The organism is Sphingobium lignivorans (genome assembly GCF_014203955.1).
Lineage (GTDB): Bacteria > Pseudomonadota > Alphaproteobacteria > Sphingomonadales > Sphingomonadaceae > Sphingobium > Sphingobium lignivorans.
On sequence record NZ_JACHKA010000001.1, the window covers coordinates 84,216 to 100,257 of the forward strand.

At 66.2% G+C, this 16,042-nt stretch carries 12 protein-coding genes; 8 read left to right on the top strand and 4 right to left on the bottom strand.

The features are described 5' to 3' along the window. The first annotated feature begins 177 nt into the window (after positions 1-177). Positions 178-807, top strand: coding sequence for a c-type cytochrome (locus tag HNP60_RS00410; RefSeq protein WP_014074447.1), 630 nt, complete (start codon positions 178-180; stop codon positions 805-807). A 60-nt stretch (positions 808-867) separates the two neighbouring features. Here HNP60_RS00410 and HNP60_RS00415 read toward each other — a convergent pair whose 3' ends face one another. Both HNP60_RS00415 and HNP60_RS00420 read right to left on the bottom strand, forming a co-directional pair. After that, positions 868-1,749 carry an LOG family protein gene (locus HNP60_RS00415; RefSeq protein ID WP_014074448.1) on the bottom strand — a complete coding sequence of 294 codons (882 nt, stop codon included), beginning with the start codon at positions 1,747-1,749 and terminating at the stop codon, positions 868-870. Between the two features lie 42 nt (positions 1,750-1,791). Then, positions 1,792-2,478: an extensin family protein gene (locus tag HNP60_RS00420; RefSeq protein WP_260394580.1), complete on the bottom strand. Its 687-nt coding sequence runs from the start codon at positions 2,476-2,478 to the stop codon at positions 1,792-1,794. A 289-nt stretch (positions 2,479-2,767) separates the two neighbouring features. Between HNP60_RS00420 and HNP60_RS00425 the strand changes: the two genes are divergently transcribed. The 4 genes from HNP60_RS00425 (at position 2,768) to HNP60_RS00440 (ending at position 7,755) form a co-directional block, all read left to right on the top strand. After that, positions 2,768-3,916: a phosphoserine transaminase gene (locus HNP60_RS00425; RefSeq protein ID WP_184148809.1), complete on the top strand. Its 1,149-nt coding sequence runs from the start codon at positions 2,768-2,770 to the stop codon at positions 3,914-3,916. A 109-nt stretch (positions 3,917-4,025) separates the two neighbouring features. Then, positions 4,026-5,609 (top strand): phosphoglycerate dehydrogenase, encoded by a 1,584-nt coding sequence (gene serA / locus HNP60_RS00430; RefSeq protein WP_184148812.1) that lies wholly within the window; start codon positions 4,026-4,028, stop codon positions 5,607-5,609. A gap of 113 nt (positions 5,610-5,722) precedes the next feature. Next, positions 5,723-6,859 (top strand): ATP phosphoribosyltransferase regulatory subunit, encoded by a 1,137-nt coding sequence (locus HNP60_RS00435; protein WP_184148815.1) that lies wholly within the window; start codon positions 5,723-5,725, stop codon positions 6,857-6,859. Between the two features lie 137 nt (positions 6,860-6,996). Beyond that, entirely contained in the window at positions 6,997-7,755 is a 759-nt protein-coding gene (locus HNP60_RS00440) for a Crp/Fnr family transcriptional regulator (RefSeq protein ID WP_014074454.1), read from the top strand. Positions 7,756-7,762: 7 nt separating this feature from the next. Here HNP60_RS00440 and HNP60_RS00445 read toward each other — a convergent pair whose 3' ends face one another. Beyond that, positions 7,763-8,203, bottom strand: coding sequence for a hemerythrin domain-containing protein (locus tag HNP60_RS00445; protein ID WP_184148835.1), 441 nt, complete (start codon positions 8,201-8,203; stop codon positions 7,763-7,765). A 669-nt stretch (positions 8,204-8,872) separates the two neighbouring features. On the opposite strand from HNP60_RS00445, the gene HNP60_RS00450 reads away from it, so the two are divergent. The 3 genes from HNP60_RS00450 to HNP60_RS00460 are packed head-to-tail and all read left to right on the top strand — an operon-like array spanning position 8,873 to position 15,622. After that, on the top strand, positions 8,873-12,217 hold the full coding sequence (locus tag HNP60_RS00450; RefSeq protein ID WP_184148838.1) for a transglutaminase family protein: 3,345 nt from the start codon (positions 8,873-8,875) through the stop codon (positions 12,215-12,217). Positions 12,218-12,222: 5 nt separating this feature from the next. Next, a complete protein-coding gene (locus tag HNP60_RS00455; protein ID WP_184148841.1) occupies positions 12,223-14,715 on the top strand; it encodes a circularly permuted type 2 ATP-grasp protein in 2,493 nt (830 codons plus the stop codon). Between the two features lie 10 nt (positions 14,716-14,725). Continuing rightward, a complete protein-coding gene (locus HNP60_RS00460; protein WP_184148844.1) occupies positions 14,726-15,622 on the top strand; it encodes a transglutaminase family protein in 897 nt (298 codons plus the stop codon). 59 nt (positions 15,623-15,681) lie between these two features. Here HNP60_RS00460 and rpsT read toward each other — a convergent pair whose 3' ends face one another. Next, positions 15,682-15,945 carry a 30S ribosomal protein S20 gene (gene rpsT / locus HNP60_RS00465; protein WP_014074459.1) on the bottom strand — a complete coding sequence of 88 codons (264 nt, stop codon included), beginning with the start codon at positions 15,943-15,945 and terminating at the stop codon, positions 15,682-15,684. Between the last annotated feature and the right edge of the window lie 97 nt (positions 15,946-16,042).

The following is a 16,042-nucleotide window of genomic DNA, read 5'->3' on the forward strand; positions in this document are numbered from 1 at the left end:
GCCGCAGCGCTTAGGACTTCGGGCCGAGCCGCGCAAGGCGCGGTCGCGGCGGGGCGGGGGCGAGGGCCTTTCCCGGACTTGCACCCACGCGGCGCAGTCATTAAGGGAGCGCGCACAAGGGGCGCCGGAGCATCGCGGTCGGAGGGTCGCGCCGGTCAATTCGGAGACAGAAACCGCATGAGCGATCGTTTCAACACCATTGCGGGCTGGGCACTGTTCGCCGGCATCATTGCGCTGGGCAGTGGCATTATCAGCAGCAAGCTGTTCCACGGTGAGCGGCCCGAGCCGATGGGCTACGCCATCGAGGGCGTCGAGGCAGAAGGCGCCGGCGGTGCCTCCGGGCCGTCGCTCAACACGCTGCTCGCGAGTGCTGACGTTGCGGCCGGCGAAAAGGTTTTCGCCAAGTGCGTGGCGTGCCACACGATCAATCAGGGTGGCGCCAACGGCATCGGTCCCAACCTCTGGGGCGTGGTCGGCGAGGAAATTGCTCACGGCCGTGGTGGCTTCGCCTTCTCCAACGCGCTCAAGGAAGTGGGCGGAAGCTGGACATTTGAACAGCTCGATCATTGGCTGGCCTCTCCCCGGGCATTCGCCAATGGCACGAAGATGAGCTTTGCCGGTCTCAGCAAGCCGGAAGACCGGGCGAATGTCATCGCCTACATGAATGCGCAGGGCACCAACCTGCCACTCCCGGCTGCCGATGCCGAAGCAGCTCCGGCAGAAGGCGACAACGCAGCGGCGCCCGCCGAAGGCGAGAATGCCGCAGCACCTGCCGAAGCCGGGAACGCCGCCGCGCCGGCCGAGTAAAATCGCATCTACCGTTGAATGCGGTCACGAAGGCGGGTGCTTGCACCCGCCTTTTGCGTATCAGCAACCCGGATCCGCGCCGCTTTCCCCATAGAATTCGTCGACCACGCGCCACGCCTCTTCCGCCGTCTCGACCCAGTTGATGAGATCCAGGTCGTGAGGGCTGATGACGCCTTCCTCAGCCAGCGCGTCGAAGTTGACGACACGCGTCCAGAACTCCCGTCCGAACAGGAGGATGGGGATTGGCTTCATCTTGCCGGTCTGCACCAGGGTCAGCAGCTCGAAGAACTCGTCAAACGTGCCGAAACCGCCCGGGAAGACGGCCAGAGCCCGTGCCCGCAGCGTGAAGTGCATCTTGCGCAGCGCGAAATAGTGGAACTGGAACGAGAGGTCCGGCGTCACATAGGGATTGGGATTCTGCTCGTGCGGCAGCACGATGTTGAGGCCGATGGTCTGCGCACCCACATCCGCCGCACCGCGATTGGCAGCCTCCATGATCGAGGGACCACCGCCGGAACACACGACGAAATTGCGGCAACCCGCGGCGTTCACCGGAAACTGGGCCGCGATGCGCGCGAGCTTGCGCGCTTCCTCATAATAGCGGGCTTTGGCCGCCAGCCGCTCGGCGACCTTGCGTTCCTGAGGCGTCCTGGCAGCCTCGATCCGCGCCTGCGCCGCTTCCGGCTCGGGGATGCGTGCTGAACCGTAGAAGACGAAGGTGGACGCGATCCTGGCCTCGTCCAGCAGCAGCTCCGGCTTGAGCAGCTCGAGCTGAAAACGCACCGGCCGCAGGTCGGGGCGCAGCAGGAACTCCGGGTCCTGAAATGCCAGCGTGTAGGATTTGCTTTCGGTCTGCGGCGTCGGAATGGCGCGCCGCGCATCCCGCGCTTCCTCGATGGCCGGGCGGAACTTGCTTTCGTTTACGGAACCATGCTCACTCATGCGCGGGCGCTAGACGATTTCCGGCGGGAAGGAAACGCCGGACTAGCGGCAGAAGCTGCGGCCGCTGCTTCCGGCGTTCGCCATGTCGAGATGAAAATGATCGCGGTGCGCAGCATTATAGTCGGGCCCCAGCACCGTGCGGAAGCGTTTGCAGGCGCTCTGGTGCAACACGCGGAGGAACTGTGCCGAGGGGCCGTCCCCGCGCCAGTCGTCCACGAGGCTGATTCGCCGGCCGTCGGCGAGAACGAACGCCGCCACGTCCACGGCATTTGCTTGGGCGTGCTCGCTGCGCTTGCCCGCGATCGTGCCGCCCGTGCCGCGCACGTCCCGGCAGGCATAAGTGCCGAAAGTCTCGATGCGGACCACTTCGCTGCCGAGATAGAGCCGCGCAGCGGGACGCACTGCATAGCGCGCCCAGGCTGCGAAATGGGCCGCAAGGGGGCAAGTCATCGGGCCGAGATTGGCTGTGGGCGTGCCGATATCCATGAGCTTGATGGTATCGATCGTCGCGCAGCCGCCGCCGCGGTCCTGATTGGGCAGGGGCTGGTAGCGCACCTTGGCGGCGTCGAGCTTGGCCGCGCACATGCGAAAGCTCTCGCTGTTCGGCATGGCCGAAGGCGGCGCGGCTGGTCGGGTCACCCTGCCCTGCCGCACGACGCTATGGTCCGCGCACGCGGCAACACTCGCGATCGCGACCAGCGCGGCGAGCCTGACAGACAAAGACGTCATTCCCGTCCCGACCATGACGCGAGCATCAGCATGGACATGGTTAACAAAGGGTTAAGCGCCCCGGCAGAGCGAGCCCAGCCGAGTCGAAACCGGGGCAGGCTGCCGTCGACGCTTCCTGGCGCCGGGCGTTCAGGCGCAGAGCGTGCCTCCTCCTGGGTCGGGGCTCGCGCGCCCATGAATGCGTGCGGAGGCCACAACGCGGCTTGACTTTGGCGTGGCTGAGCGTAGGGCCGCCGACGGGCCACGCGGTCCCAACGCCGCGCGTGCTCTCTGCAAGGAGACGCAACACATGACTGAGGTTACCAAGCCGGGCGTCAAGCCCGCGCGCCCCCATTTCTCGTCCGGACCCTGCGCCAAGCCGCCGGGCTACAGCCCCGACAAGCTGGCCACTGCCGTCCTTGGACGTTCCCATCGCTCGAAACTCGGCAAGGATCGCCTCGCATATTGCATCTCCCTGATGCGCGAGCTGCTGAACCTGCCCGAGACGCATCGCATCGGCATCGTGCCCGGCTCGGACACCGGCGCCTTCGAGATGGCGATGTGGACGATGCTTGGTGCCCGCCCGGTCACGACGCTCGCTTGGGAGAGCTTCGGTGAAGGTTGGGTCACCGATGCCGCCAAGCAGCTCAAGCTCGATCCCACGGTGATCCGTGCCGATTACGGCCAGCTCCCCGATCTTGCACAGGTCGACTGGTCGAACGACGTGCTGTTCACCTGGAACGGCACCACGAGCGGCGTGCGTGTGCCTGACGGCGACTGGATCGCTGACGATCGCGAAGGCCTCTGCTTCGCGGATGCGACCAGCGCGGTTTTCGCCTACGACCTTCCCTGGGACAAGATCGACGTCGCCACCTTCTCCTGGCAGAAGGTGCTGGGCGGCGAAGGCGGCCATGGCGTTCTGATCCTCGGCCCCCGCGCGGTCGAGCGGCTGGAAAGCTACACGCCGAGCTGGCCGCTGCCCAAAGTGTTCCGCCTCATGTCCAAGGGCAGGCTCGCCGAGGGCGTGTTCAAGGGCGAGACGATCAATACGCCGTCCATGCTTGCGGTCGAGGACGCGATCTTCGCGCTCGAATGGGCGAAGACAATTGGCGGCGCGCAGGGCCTCATCGCTCGCGCGCAGGCCAATGCCGATGCGCTCAATGCCATCGTGGAATCGCGCGACTGGCTCGGGCACCTGGCTGCCGATCCGGCGACCCGCTCGATCACCAGCGTCTGCCTGACCGTCGAGGGCGCCGATGCCGACTTCATCAAGAAGATGGCCTCGCTGCTCGAGAAGGCCGACGCCGCTTATGACGTCGCGGGCTATCGCGATGCACCGGCTGGCCTGCGCATCTGGTGCGGCGCCACGGTCGACACGGCGGATATCGAGGCGCTCGGCCCGTGGCTCGACTGGGCCTATGCCGAGACCAGGGCCGCGCTGAGCGCGACGGCCGCCTGATCCCATCCCTCGTCATTCCCGCGAACGCGGGAATCCAGACCACAGCAGCGCTTCATCGCCTCTGGATCCCCGCGTTCGCGGGGATGACGAAATTCCAAGGACAAGACACATGACCAAGCCCAAAGTTCTCATTTCCGACAAGATGGACCCTCAGGCCGCGCAGATCTTCCGCGAGCGGGGCTGCGAGGTGGACGAGATCACTGGCCTGAAGCCCGAGGAACTGATCGAGATCATCGGCAAATATGATGGCCTTGCCATCCGCTCCTCGACCAAGGTGACCAAGGAGATCATCGACGCCGCCACCAATCTCAAGGTGATCGGTCGCGCCGGCATCGGTGTCGACAATGTCGACATCCCCTATGCTTCGGCCAAGGGCATCGTCGTCATGAACACCCCGTTCGGCAACTCGATCACCACCGCCGAGCACGCCATCGCGCTCATGTTCGCGCTCGCTCGCCAACTGCCGGAGGCGGATGCCAGCACCCAGGCCGGCAAATGGGAAAAGAACCGCTTCATGGGTGTCGAGGTGACGGGCAAGACGCTCGGTCTGATCGGCGCGGGCAATATCGGGTCCATCGTCGCCAGCCGCGCCCTTGGCCTGCGCATGAAGGTCGTGGCGTTCGATCCCTTCCTTACCCCGGAACGCGCGATCGAGATGGGCGCGGAGAAAGTCGATCTGGAGACGCTGCTGGCGAAGGCGGATTTCATCACCCTGCACACGCCGCTCACGGACCAGACCCGCAACATTCTTTCCGCCGAGAATCTGGCGAAGACCAAGAAGGGCGTGCGCATCATCAATTGCGCGCGCGGCGGCCTGATCGACGAGGCGGCGCTCAAGGAAGGCCTGGAGAGCGGTCATATCGCCGGTGCCGCGCTGGACGTGTTCGCGGTTGAACCTGCCAAGGAGAACCCGCTGTTCGGCACGCCCAATTTCATCTCCACGCCGCATCTGGGCGCTTCCACCAGCGAGGCGCAGGTGAACGTGGCGTTGCAGGTGGCCGAGCAGCTCAGCGATTATCTCATCTCCGGCGGCGTCACCAACGCGCTGAACATGCCGAGCCTCTCGGCGGAAGAAGCGCCCAAGCTGCGGCCCTATATGGCGCTGGCCGAAAAGCTCGGCAGCATGATCGGCCAGCTCTCGCATGACGTCATCCCGCGCATCTCGATCCACACCGAGGGCGCGGCCGCCGAGCTCAACCAGAAGCCCATCGTCTCGGCCGTGCTCGCCGGTTTCCTGCGCACGCAGACGGACACGGTGAACATGGTGAACGCGCCCTTCCTCGCCCGCGAGCGCGGCATCGAAGTACGCGAGATCAAGACCGAGCGCGAAGGTGACTATCACACGCTGGTGCGCGTCTCGGTCAAGACCTCGCAGGGCGAGCGCTCGGTGGCGGGAACGCTGTTCGGCAATGCTGCGCCGCGCCTCGTCGAGCTGTTCGGCATCAAGGTCGAGGCCGATCTCGATGGCAACATGCTCTACATCGCCAACACGGATGCGCCCGGCTTCATCGGCGCGGTGGGCACCACGCTGGGCGAGGCCGGCATCAATATCGGCACGTTCCATCTGGGCCGGCGGGAAGCAGGCGGGGAGGCGATCCTGCTGCTTTCGGTCGACGGGTCCGTGCCGCAGGAACTGCTGTGCAAGATCGACGCGCTGCCGAGCGTGCGCCGCGTGACGCCGCTCAAATTCTGAACCATGAGGCGCACGCTTCCGGCTCCCCGGGGGCGTGCGTCTGGCGGTCGTTTCAGGACGGATGCGATGAATTTCTCCTCGCCTGCGCGCCCAAATCGACTAAATGCCCGGCCATGACCGACGCGATTGCTCCAGGCCTGCTACCGGAAGGTCTTGCCGACCGTCTTCCCCCGAAGGCGGAAGCTTCCGCGCGCCTTGTGCGCGAAGTGCTCGATACTGTCGCGGGGCATGGCTACCGGCGCGTGATGCCGGCGCTTGCCGAGTTCGAGGAAACCCTCGTCGCGCGTCTCCAGTCGGCGGCTGCCGAGGACCTGCTGCGCGCGGTCGACCCGGTTTCGCAGCGCACGCTGGCCATCCGGCCGGACATGACCGCGCAGGTCGGCCGCATCGCCGCGACGCGCATGGCATCGACGCCACGCCCCCTGCGCCTGTGCTATGGCGGGCCGGTGATGAAGCTGCGCGCGGACCAGCTTCGCCCGGAGCGCGAGCGCATGCAGGTGGGCGCCGAGATCATCGGCACGGACAGTGTCGCTGCCGCCGTGGAGATCGTGAACGTCGCCATCGAGGCGCTGCAGCGTGCGGGCGTGCAGGGCATCACCATCGATTTCACCCTGCCTGACCTGGTGCCGACGCTTGCCGCGGGACCGATGCCGCTGGCGTCATCGGAGGTCGAGGCGGTGCAGGCGCGGCTGGATGCCAAGGATGCCGGCTCTCTGGTGGAGCTTGGCGAAGGCGCGCGCGCTTATCTGGGCCTGATCGAGGCCACCGGACCCTTTCATGCCGCCATGGAGCGGCTGGAGGCTTTCGATACCGGGCCCGCTCAAGGCGCGCTTGTCGACCGGATCGCTGCGCTGCGCGCCATTGCAAAACCGATTGGCTGGGACATCACCCTGACCCTCGACCCGACCGAGCGCCACGGCTTCGAATATCAGAGCTGGTTCGGCTTCTCCGTTTTCGCGGAAGGGTTCATTGGCGAGATCGGGCGGGGCGGTGCCTATCAGGTTGCACGGCCGGATGGCACGAGCGAACCGGCGATGGGATTCTCGCTCTATCCCGATCCCCTGATCGATGCCGGCTTCGGAGCCGAATCGGCGCGGCGCCTTTTTCTGCCGCTCGATCACGATCCGGTTCGCGCCGCGGAATTGCGCAGGGAGGGCTGGGTGACGGTGGCCGCGCTCTCGCGGGACGACGATCCGCAGGTGCTGGGATGCGAGGCGCTGCTGGCGGGCCAAGACATTCGCGCTCTTTGAGCCCGCCTGCGGGGCGCCTGCAGGGCGAGAATCAGGCGGCCGGCAGTGATCCGCCACGGTTCCCTAGTATTATTCCTTATTTCGGGAAGAGCTTGCCAGGAGCACAATGATCTAAGTCAAACAGATCGGAGGTTTCCATGGCGCGAATGGACGTGCTGCCCGTCGCTCGAGCCTATAGCGACATCGCAGGCCTAGTTGCCGCTCCCCCTCGCTGCCGCAATTGCGCCGTGCGCGACTCGGCGCTTTGCTCGAGTCTGGACAATCGTGAGCTGAGCGCGCTCAGCGACATCGGCCGACGGCGGACCATCCCCGCAGGCCAGGTCGTCAGCTGGGCTGGTGATGCCAGCAGCAGCTGCGCCAATGTCGTGAACGGGACCCTGAAGGTCACTGCGACCATGGCGGACGGACGCGAACAGATCGTCGGCCTGCTGTTCCCGGGCGATTTCGTCGGCCAGCTTTTCTCCGACGAGACTTCGCTGACGGTGACCGCGCTTACCGACACGGATATCTGCAGCTATTCTCGCACGGCATTCGAGGGCCTGCTGGACGATCTGCCGCGGATGGAGCGGATGCTTCTCAAGCGCACCATGGCTTCGCTCAACGAAGCGCGCGACCGCATGCTGTCGCTGGGGCGCAAGAACGCGCAGGAGCGCGTGGCAGGCTTCATTCTCGATCTCGCCGATCGTTCCGGTCGCGAGGAGCATGATGGCAGCATCCATGTCCATCTGCCGATCAGCCGCGGCGGCATGGCGGACTATCTGGGCCTCACCATCGAGACAGTGAGCCGTCAGCTCACCAACCTCAAGTCCGCGGGCATCATCAGCTTCGCCAAGGGCGATCGGGAATGCCGCATCCTGGATCGTGACCAGCTGGAGGACATCGTCAATCCGGCGTGAGGGGAGCCTAGGGCGCCATCCAGCTTTCTTTCAGCGCGATGGCGCGGCGGCTTCCGTCGAAAAAGCAGCGAAGCATGTATGCCAGCTGGCCGACCTGGTCCCGGTCACCTTGTCGTGATTGCTGGAGGAGCGCGTTCACCAGGTCCTGCGCGTGCATTTCATCGAGTTCGTGCATCCGGCGTAGCGCGGCCAGCGCGGCATCGTTGGGACGCACGGCCGGCGGCAGGGCGGCGAAATATTGTTCCGCACGCTTGAAATGCGTGGCGGTGACATGCTCGATCCGCTCGCACAGATGCTGGATCTCCTGAGCGGCCGGAAGTGCGGGCAAGCCATCGGCCAGCGTTTCAAGGTCGCGGCAGAGCATACGCTGCACAATATGATCCTCCCGGATCGCATCGTAGCTGGGCGGCTCGGGCAGAAGGGAAGGGGGGAGGCTTGGGGGGGGCATCCGTCAGGTCTCCTCTCGCGAATGTCGCTCATCATGAGCGAGCGGCGACAAAAGACCTTGATCCCGGTCAAGGGCGAGGAAGCCGATGAGAAGGTCCTCTCCGGGATCGGCATTCTCTCCTGAGGAGAAGTGGAACGAGGCCGAACAGGCCGATTCGCGGAGTTGTGGCGAGACCGGGCCCATGAGGACCGGATGGAGGCGACGGCCTGCAATGCCGGTCCAACACGACGCTACGCTCTGGAAGTTCATAAAGATGAGGACACGTCCGTGTCATCTTCCGCTTCCCTGAACTTTGCGGCGAGATCAATCAGGCGGACGCCAGCGCCTGTTCCGGCAAGCCTGCGTGGCCCGACCGGATGATGGAACCCTCCAATGAGAAAGAGCCGTGCCTTGCCTGCCCCTGTCCACAGGGGCAGGCGTCGAGGATGGCTGCCACGGCAGAGGGCCTGTAGGACAGGGGAAAAGCGAGGCTGAGGTGGGAGCGGCGAGCCGCTATGCAGCGCGCTTCTCCGTCCCCCCAATGGGAATGGCGCGGGCCCCTGCATCAGCGCCATCTTCTGAGGGTGACCGAGCCCATAAAGGCACAAATTTTCCCCAGACCGCCTCGACGCGCATGTCCGTTGCGCATTGTCTATTGCGCATTGCACAATATTTGCGTTGATTGCCCGGATGCTCAAAGCCGCCGTCTATCACCGCACCGCCTATCACTACAGCCGGCCGGTCCGCCTTGGCCCCCAGATGGTGCGCCTGCGGCCTGCCCCGCATAGCCGGACGAAGGTGCCGAACTATGCTCTGCGCATCGAGCCGGACAACCACTTCATCAACTGGCAGCAGGATCCCCATGGCAACTGGCAGGCCCGGCTGGTGTTTCCCGAGCCTGTCGACCGTTTCGTGGTCGAAGTGGACCTGCTGGCCGACCTCGACGTCATCAATCCGTTCGATTTCTTCGTCGAACCTTATGCTGAAAATTACCCGTTCACATATGAGGCGGCGCTTGCCAGTGATCTTGCTGCCTATTTCGATCTCGAAGCGCAGGGGCCGCTGTTTGAGTCACTGGTCGCGCAGCATGCCGGGCATCAGGGCCGCACCATTGATTTCCTCGTCGACATCAATCGCCAGCTCGAACAGCGCGTCGGCTATGTGATCCGCATGGAGACGGGCGTGCAGACGCCCGAGGAGACATTGCGGGTCGGCACCGGCTCCTGCCGGGACAGCGCGTGGCTGCTGGTGCAGCTGCTGCGCCGCCTCGGCTTCGCCGCGCGATTCGTTTCGGGTTACTCGATCCAGCTCGTGGCGGATGTCGAGCCGGTCGAGGGGCCCAAGGGCGTGAGCCAGGATGTGGTGGACCTTCATGCCTGGGCGGAAGTCTATGTGCCCGGCGCCGGCTGGATCGCGCTCGACGCCACCTCCGGCATGTTCGCCGGCGAAGGGCATATCCCGCTCTGCGCCACGCCGCATTATCGTTCGGCCGCGCCGATCGAAGGCATGGCCGAGCCGGCCGAGGTCGACTTCCGGTTCGAGATGCGCGTCTCCCGCATCGCGGAAGCGGTCCGCATCACAAAGCCATTCACGGACGAGCGCTGGTCGGCGGTACAGGCGCTCGGCGAGCAGGTGGATGCCGATCTCGCCGCGCAGGACGTGCGTCTCACCACGGGGGGCGAACCCACCTTCGTGGCGGTGGACGGCGGACAGGAAGACGAGTGGAATGGCGGCGCCGTCGGCCCAACCAAGCAAGGCTATGCCGACAGGCTGACCCGCGCCTTGCGCGAGAAATTCGCGCCCGGCGGCATGCTCCATCACGGGCAGGGCAAATGGTATCCGGGCGAAAGTCTGCCGCGCTGGGCCTATGCCATCTACTGGCGCAAGGACGGCGCGCCGGTGTGGCGCGACGCCACTCTCATTGCGCAGGAGGATGGCGAAGGCAAGGCGCCCGCCACGCCCGCCATGGCGGAACGCTTCATGGCCGGGCTGGCCGCCGGGCTGGGCGTGGGGCCAAGCTATGTGCTGCCGGTGTTCGAGGACGAGGAGGAATGGGCGAAGAAGGAAGAAGCGCTTCCCCTCAACGTCACGCCCGAGGACAACAAGCTCGACGACATCGAAGCGCGTGAACGCATGCGCAAAGCCTATGAGCATGGGCTCTCCAACGCCATCGGCTACGCGCTGCCGATCCAGCGCTGGCAGGCTGCGCAACCCGCGCCGCGCTGGATGAGCGAAGTGTGGAGCGTGCGCCGGGGCCGGCTCCGCGCGGTGCCGGGCGACAGTTCGCTGGGCTATCGCCTGCCGCTCGGGGCGCTGCCCTATGTCCCGCCGGCCGCCTTCCCCTATATCCACCCGCGCGACACCAGCGAACCACGTGAGCCGCTGGCCGATTTCCATGTCCAGCGCACCGAGCGCGCGGCCCGGTCCGATCCGCGCGAGCAGATGGTCGCCTCGCGCAGCGAAGCGCCGGACACCGCGGCGCAGGAGCGCGTCGAGCAGGAATTCATCGAAGGCGCGGTCCGCACTGCCATCACGGTGGAACCCAAGGCGCATTATCTCTCCGTGTTCCTGCCGCCGGTCCGCGCGCTGGAGGATTATCTGGAGCTGGTGGCGGAAGTGGAAGCGGTGGCGTCCGCGCTGCAGGTGGAAGTGCGGATCGAAGGCTATGCCCCGCCGCCGGACCCCCGCTTGCAGGTGCTGAAGATCACGCCCGATCCTGGGGTCATCGAAGTCAACATCCAGCCCGTCGCGACATGGGCGGAGACGGTGGACCTCACCGAATCGCTGTATGACATCGCGCGCGAGCACGGGCTCACCGCAGACAAGTTCATGATCGATGGCCGGGCGGTGGGCACCGGCGGGGGCAACCACATCGTGCTGGGCGGGCCGAGCCTTGAGGATTCGCCGTTCATCCGCCGGCCGGACCTGCTCAAGAGCTTCGTCCTTTACTGGCAGCGCCACCCCTCGCTCAGCTATCTCTTCTCCGGCCTTTTCATCGGGCCGACAAGCCAGGCGCCCCGCATCGACGAGGCGCGGCATGACGGCCTCTACGAGCTGGAAGTCGCGCTGGCGCAGGTGCCCGTGCCGGGGGCAGGCGAGATGCCGCCGCCATGGCTGGTGGACCGGCTGTTCCGCAACCTGCTGGTCGACGTGACCGGAAACACGCATCGCACCGAGATCTGCATCGACAAGCTCTTCTCGCCCGACGGCCCGACCGGCCGCCTCGGTTTGGTGGAATTCCGCGGGTTCGAGATGCCGCCGGATGCGCGGATGAGCCTGGCGCAGCAACTCCTGCTGCGTGCCCTCACCGCCTGGTTCTGGCGCGCGCCGCAGGATGGCGGGCTCGTGCGCTGGGGAACCCGCCTCCACGACCGCTTCATGCTGCCGCATTTCGTATGGAGCGATTTCCTCGACGTGCTCGCGGACCTGCGACATGCCGGCTATGTGTTCGACCCCGCCTGGTTCGAGGCGCAGCGCCAGTTCCGCTTTCCGGTCCATGGCACGGTGCGCGCCGGTGGCGTAGAACTGGAGATCGCCCATGCGCTGGAGCCATGGCATGTGCTGGGCGAAACCGGCGCGATCGGCGGCACGGTGCGCTATGTCGACAGCTCGACGGAGCGGCTTCAGGTGCGGGTCAGCGGCCTTGTGGAAGGGCGCCATGTCGTCGCCTGCAATGGGCGACGCGTGCCGATGACGCCGACCGGCGTGGTGGGCGAGGCAGTGGGCGGCGTGCGCTACAAGGCTTGGGCGCCCTCGGACTGCCTGCATCCGCGCCTGCCCGTGAATGCGCCGCTGACCTTCGACATATTCGACCAGTGGAGCGGTCGGTCGCTCGGCGGCTGCGTCTATCATGTGGCGCATCCGGGCGGTCGCAACTATGATGACGTACCGATCAATGCCTATGAGGCAGAAGCGCGGCGCAAGGCGCGGTTCCAGGATCATGGCCATACGCCGGGATCGATGGCGCTGCCGCTCGAGGAGAAGACAGGGGAATTCCCATTGACGCTTGACCTGCGCCGCCCCCCGAACTTGTGACACGGATGGCAGGCGCCACAGTGACCATGGAAGATTTCGATCCCGCCCTGCAGCGTTACCGGCGGGAAGCCAGCCGCAGCGACCTGATGCTGAGCGCGCAGGGCGATCCGCGCATGGCCGCATGCTGGCAGTCCATGCTGGCCACGCTCGCCGGGCCGGACCGGGGCGGCCTTTCCGGCCTGCAGGAGCGTACGGCCCAGCAGGTGCTCGATCTGGGCATGGCCTTTCGGCTGACCGGCGAAGTGGAGGAGCGGGTCTGGCCGCTCAGCCCGGTTCCCATATTGCTCCACGCGACCGAATGGCGCGGAATCGAGGATGGCCTGGCGCAACGGGCCGACCTGCTCGAAGCCGTGCTGGACGATGTCTATGGAGCGGGACGCCTCGTGCAGGAAGGCGCGCTGCCTGCCGCCATCGTGACCGGCAGTCCCGACTACTGGCGCCAGATGCAGGCCATCCCGCCGCCGCATGGACATCGGCTGCAATTCTATGCCGCCGACATGGCGCGCGGGCCCGGCGGGGAATGGCGCGTGCTGGCCGATTATGTCCGCTCGCCGGTGGGGGCCGGATACGCGCTGGAAAACCGGCTGGCGATGACCAGAGCGACGGACGATGCGCTGGGCGCCATGAACTTCGTCCGGCTGGCGCCTTTCTTTGCCAGCTTCCGGCAGGGACTGGCGGCGATCTGCGCCCGCCCGGATCCGCGCATCGCCCTGCTTACGCAGGGGCGGTACAATCAGAGCTATCCCGAGCAGGCGCATCTGGCCCGCTATCTGGGCATATTGCTGGTGGAGGGCGATGACCTGACCGTCCGCGACGGGCAGCTGTTCGTCCGCACAATCGAAGGCGTCAAGCGCGTGGACGGTGTCTGGCGGCGCATGGGCACCGATCTGCTGGATCCCCTGGCATTCGACGCGCGCTCGACCATCGGCGTGCCCGATCTGTTCGAGGCGATCCGGACGGGTGGCCTCGCCATGGCGAACTGGCCGGGTGCCGGGCTGGTGGAAACGCCTGCCCTTGCCGCTTTCCTGCCGCGCCTGAGCAAGCTCCTGCGGAGCGAAGCGCTGCGCATCCCCAATGTGGCGACTTGGTGGTGCGGCCAGAAGAGCGAGCGCGAGCATGTGCGCGCGCATGTCGATACGCTGGCCATCGGTTCCGCCTTCGGCCTGCCGGTGCCTGCCATCCCGCACGGCCGCGCCCGGCTCGCCGCGCGGCTGAGCAGCTCAGAGCGCGCCGCCTTCCTGGCAGAGCTGGATCAGCGGCCCGTCGACTATATCGGGCAGGAGTTGGTGCGGCTCTCGACGACGCCGGCGCTGGTGGGTGGCGAACTCCTCCCCCGCCCCTTCATCCTTCGGACTTTCCTGGCGCGGGACGCGCAGGGCAACTGGTGCGCCATGCCGGGAGGCTTCGCACGCCTCGCCGCCCATGACGACATGCGCGCGGTGCTGATGGGCGAGGGCGACATGTCCGCCGATGTCTGCATCGTCGCCGACGAGCCGCAGCCGGCCATGACGCTGCTGGAAACCGGCAAGGCGATCAGCATCCGGCGCGTGGCGGGCACGCTGCCCAGCAAGGCGGCCGACAATTTCTTCTGGCTGGCGCGCTATCTGGAGCGCGGCGAAATGGTGCTGCGCATGGTACGCGTGCTCATCGGCGGCAGCATCGAGGCGGAAACCGCGTCCTCGCTCGATCAGCCGACCTTGCGCCGCGTCGCGGACGTGCTGATCGCCTGGGGCGCGGCGACAAACGCCGCCGTGACGGGCGGCATCCACCCGCTATGCGTTCATGCCCTGAGCGATCCGAAGATGCCCGGCAGCGTGCATGCGCTTTTCGAGGCGGCCGAGGCCATCGGGCGGGGCCTGCGCGAGAGGCTCGCGATCGATTTCTGGCGGCTGCTCAACCGGGGGCTGGGCGATGTCGCCGCGATGCAGGGCTCGCAGCTCATGGCGCATGTCGCTCGCCTCCTCGATCGCTGCGCGTCGCTTTCCGGCCTTTCTGCGGAAAACATGATGCGCGGGGCCGGCTGGCGCTTCCTCGACATGGGCCGGCGGCTCGAGCGCGCGGTGCACATCTGTCGGCTGGTCAAGACCTTTGCGGGCGACAATGCCAGCGCACACGATCTCAACCTCCTGCTGGACCTCTCCGACTGCCAGATCGGCTATCGCACCCGCTATCTCGCTGGCCTTGCGCTTGCCCCAGTGCGTGACATGCTGGTGCTGGAGCCGGGCAATCCACGGTCTCTCGCATTTCAGGCCGATGCCCTGCTGGAGCATCTCTCGGCGCTGCCCCCTCTGCGCGATGATGGCATGCCCGAGCGGCCGGTGCAGATCGCCAATGCCATCGCCGCGCGGCTGCGCGCCACGACGGCCGAGACGCTTGCCGCAGGCGATCTCGACTTCATCGAGCGGCAGCTTCTCGATCTGTCCGACAGCATCAATGACCGCTTCTTCCTCAAGGGGGAGGATGCCCCGCGCGCGTCGGGCATGACCCGGCTCGCATGAAGGTGCCTGCATGAGATACAAGGTCAGCCACATCATCCGGGTCAATTATAATCCGCTCGTGCGCCTGGCGCATTTCAACCTGCGCCTGGCACCGATTCCCTGGCCCGGGCAGCAGGTCGATCAATACGAGCTCGCCGTTGATCCGCTGCCGGATCGGCGGGAGGAGCGGCCGGGCGCCTATCCTTTCAAGCTCGTGCGCGTCGAGATCATGAAGCCTATATCGACGCTTGAAGTGCGCTCGACATTCATCGCCGAGGTCGGCGATGCGGAACTGGATTTCGCGGCCTCAGGGCTGACCATCGCGCAGGTAGCCAAGGCGGCCCTTGAGGTGCGGAGGCTGGATGCCATGGCGCCGCCCCATTATCTTTTCCCGTCCCGCCTGCTGCCTGCCACGCCGCAGATCGCGCAATGGGCAAGACCCCTCCTGCCGCCGGATGCGGACTGCCTGAGCAGCGCTCTCGCCTTGGCGCAGACCATCCGCTCCAGCTTCCAGTATGACACGAGCGCGACGCAGGCGGATACGCCGGTCGCCGACGCCTTCGCCATCAGGCGTGGGGTCTGCCAGGATTTCGCCCATGTGCTGATCGTGGCCCTGCGGTCGGTGGGGCTGCCTGCGGCCTATGTGAGCGGCTATCTGCGCACTTATCCGCCCCCGGGTCAGCCGCGACTGGTCGGCGCTGACGCGATGCACGCCTGGGTCGCCCTCTGGTGCGGGCCGCAACGGGGCTGGGTCGGCATTGATCCCACCAACGGCGTGTTGGCCAATGCCGATCATCTGGTCGTGGCCATGGGGCGCGATTATTCAGACATCTCGCCGATCGACGGGGTGTTCGTGGGCGGCGCCTCGCAGAAGACCTATAATTCGGTCGACGTCTCGCCGATCGATACGCGGACGATGGCGAGCTGACGCAACAAAAACGGCGCCGAACCCGTCGGCGCCGTCTTCAATATCCCGAAGGAATGAATTCAGCCGAGCGCTGCGACGCGCTTCGTCAGGCGACCGAACTTGCGGGCCGCCGTGTTCTTGTGCATCACGCCGCGCGCCACGCCGCGCGCCATCTCGGGCTGCGCAGAGCTCAGCGCTTCCTGAGCGGCCGACTTGTCACCCGCTGCCAGAGCCGCCTCGACCTTCTTCACGAGGGTCCGGATGCGGCTGAGCCGGCTACCGTTGATCTCGGCGCGACGCGCGTTGCGACGGATGCGCTTCTTTGCCTGAGGCGTATTGGCCATTGAATTCCTCGAACTCGAAACTGTTGCATGGAACGCGGCGCGAATCCCGGGAGGGAGCCAGCGAGCCCGCGTGGAAGGCCGGGCCATTAGCTGCCAT

Bases quoted from the DNA above. Each gene is read 5' to 3' on its own strand.
- HNP60_RS00445 (WP_184148835.1), bottom strand. From the start codon at position 8,203: ATGCCCCCCCCAAGCCTCCCCCCTTCCCTTCTGCCCGAGCCGCCCAGC.
- HNP60_RS00420 (WP_260394580.1), bottom strand. From the start codon at position 2,478: ATGACGTCTTTGTCTGTCAGGCTCGCCGCGCTGGTCGCGATCGCGAGT.
- HNP60_RS00425 (WP_184148809.1), top strand. From the start codon at position 2,768: ATGACTGAGGTTACCAAGCCGGGCGTCAAGCCCGCGCGCCCCCATTTC.
- HNP60_RS00455 (WP_184148841.1), top strand. From the start codon at position 12,223: ATGGCAGGCGCCACAGTGACCATGGAAGATTTCGATCCCGCCCTGCAG.
- HNP60_RS00460 (WP_184148844.1), top strand. From the start codon at position 14,726: ATGAGATACAAGGTCAGCCACATCATCCGGGTCAATTATAATCCGCTC.
- HNP60_RS00440 (WP_014074454.1), top strand. From the start codon at position 6,997: ATGGCGCGAATGGACGTGCTGCCCGTCGCTCGAGCCTATAGCGACATC.
- HNP60_RS00450 (WP_184148838.1), top strand. From the start codon at position 8,873: ATGCTCAAAGCCGCCGTCTATCACCGCACCGCCTATCACTACAGCCGG.
- HNP60_RS00435 (WP_184148815.1), top strand. From the start codon at position 5,723: ATGACCGACGCGATTGCTCCAGGCCTGCTACCGGAAGGTCTTGCCGAC.
- serA (WP_184148812.1), top strand. From the start codon at position 4,026: ATGACCAAGCCCAAAGTTCTCATTTCCGACAAGATGGACCCTCAGGCC.
- HNP60_RS00415 (WP_014074448.1), bottom strand. From the start codon at position 1,749: ATGAGTGAGCATGGTTCCGTAAACGAAAGCAAGTTCCGCCCGGCCATC.
- rpsT (WP_014074459.1), bottom strand. From the start codon at position 15,945: ATGGCCAATACGCCTCAGGCAAAGAAGCGCATCCGTCGCAACGCGCGT.
- HNP60_RS00410 (WP_014074447.1), top strand. From the start codon at position 178: ATGAGCGATCGTTTCAACACCATTGCGGGCTGGGCACTGTTCGCCGGC.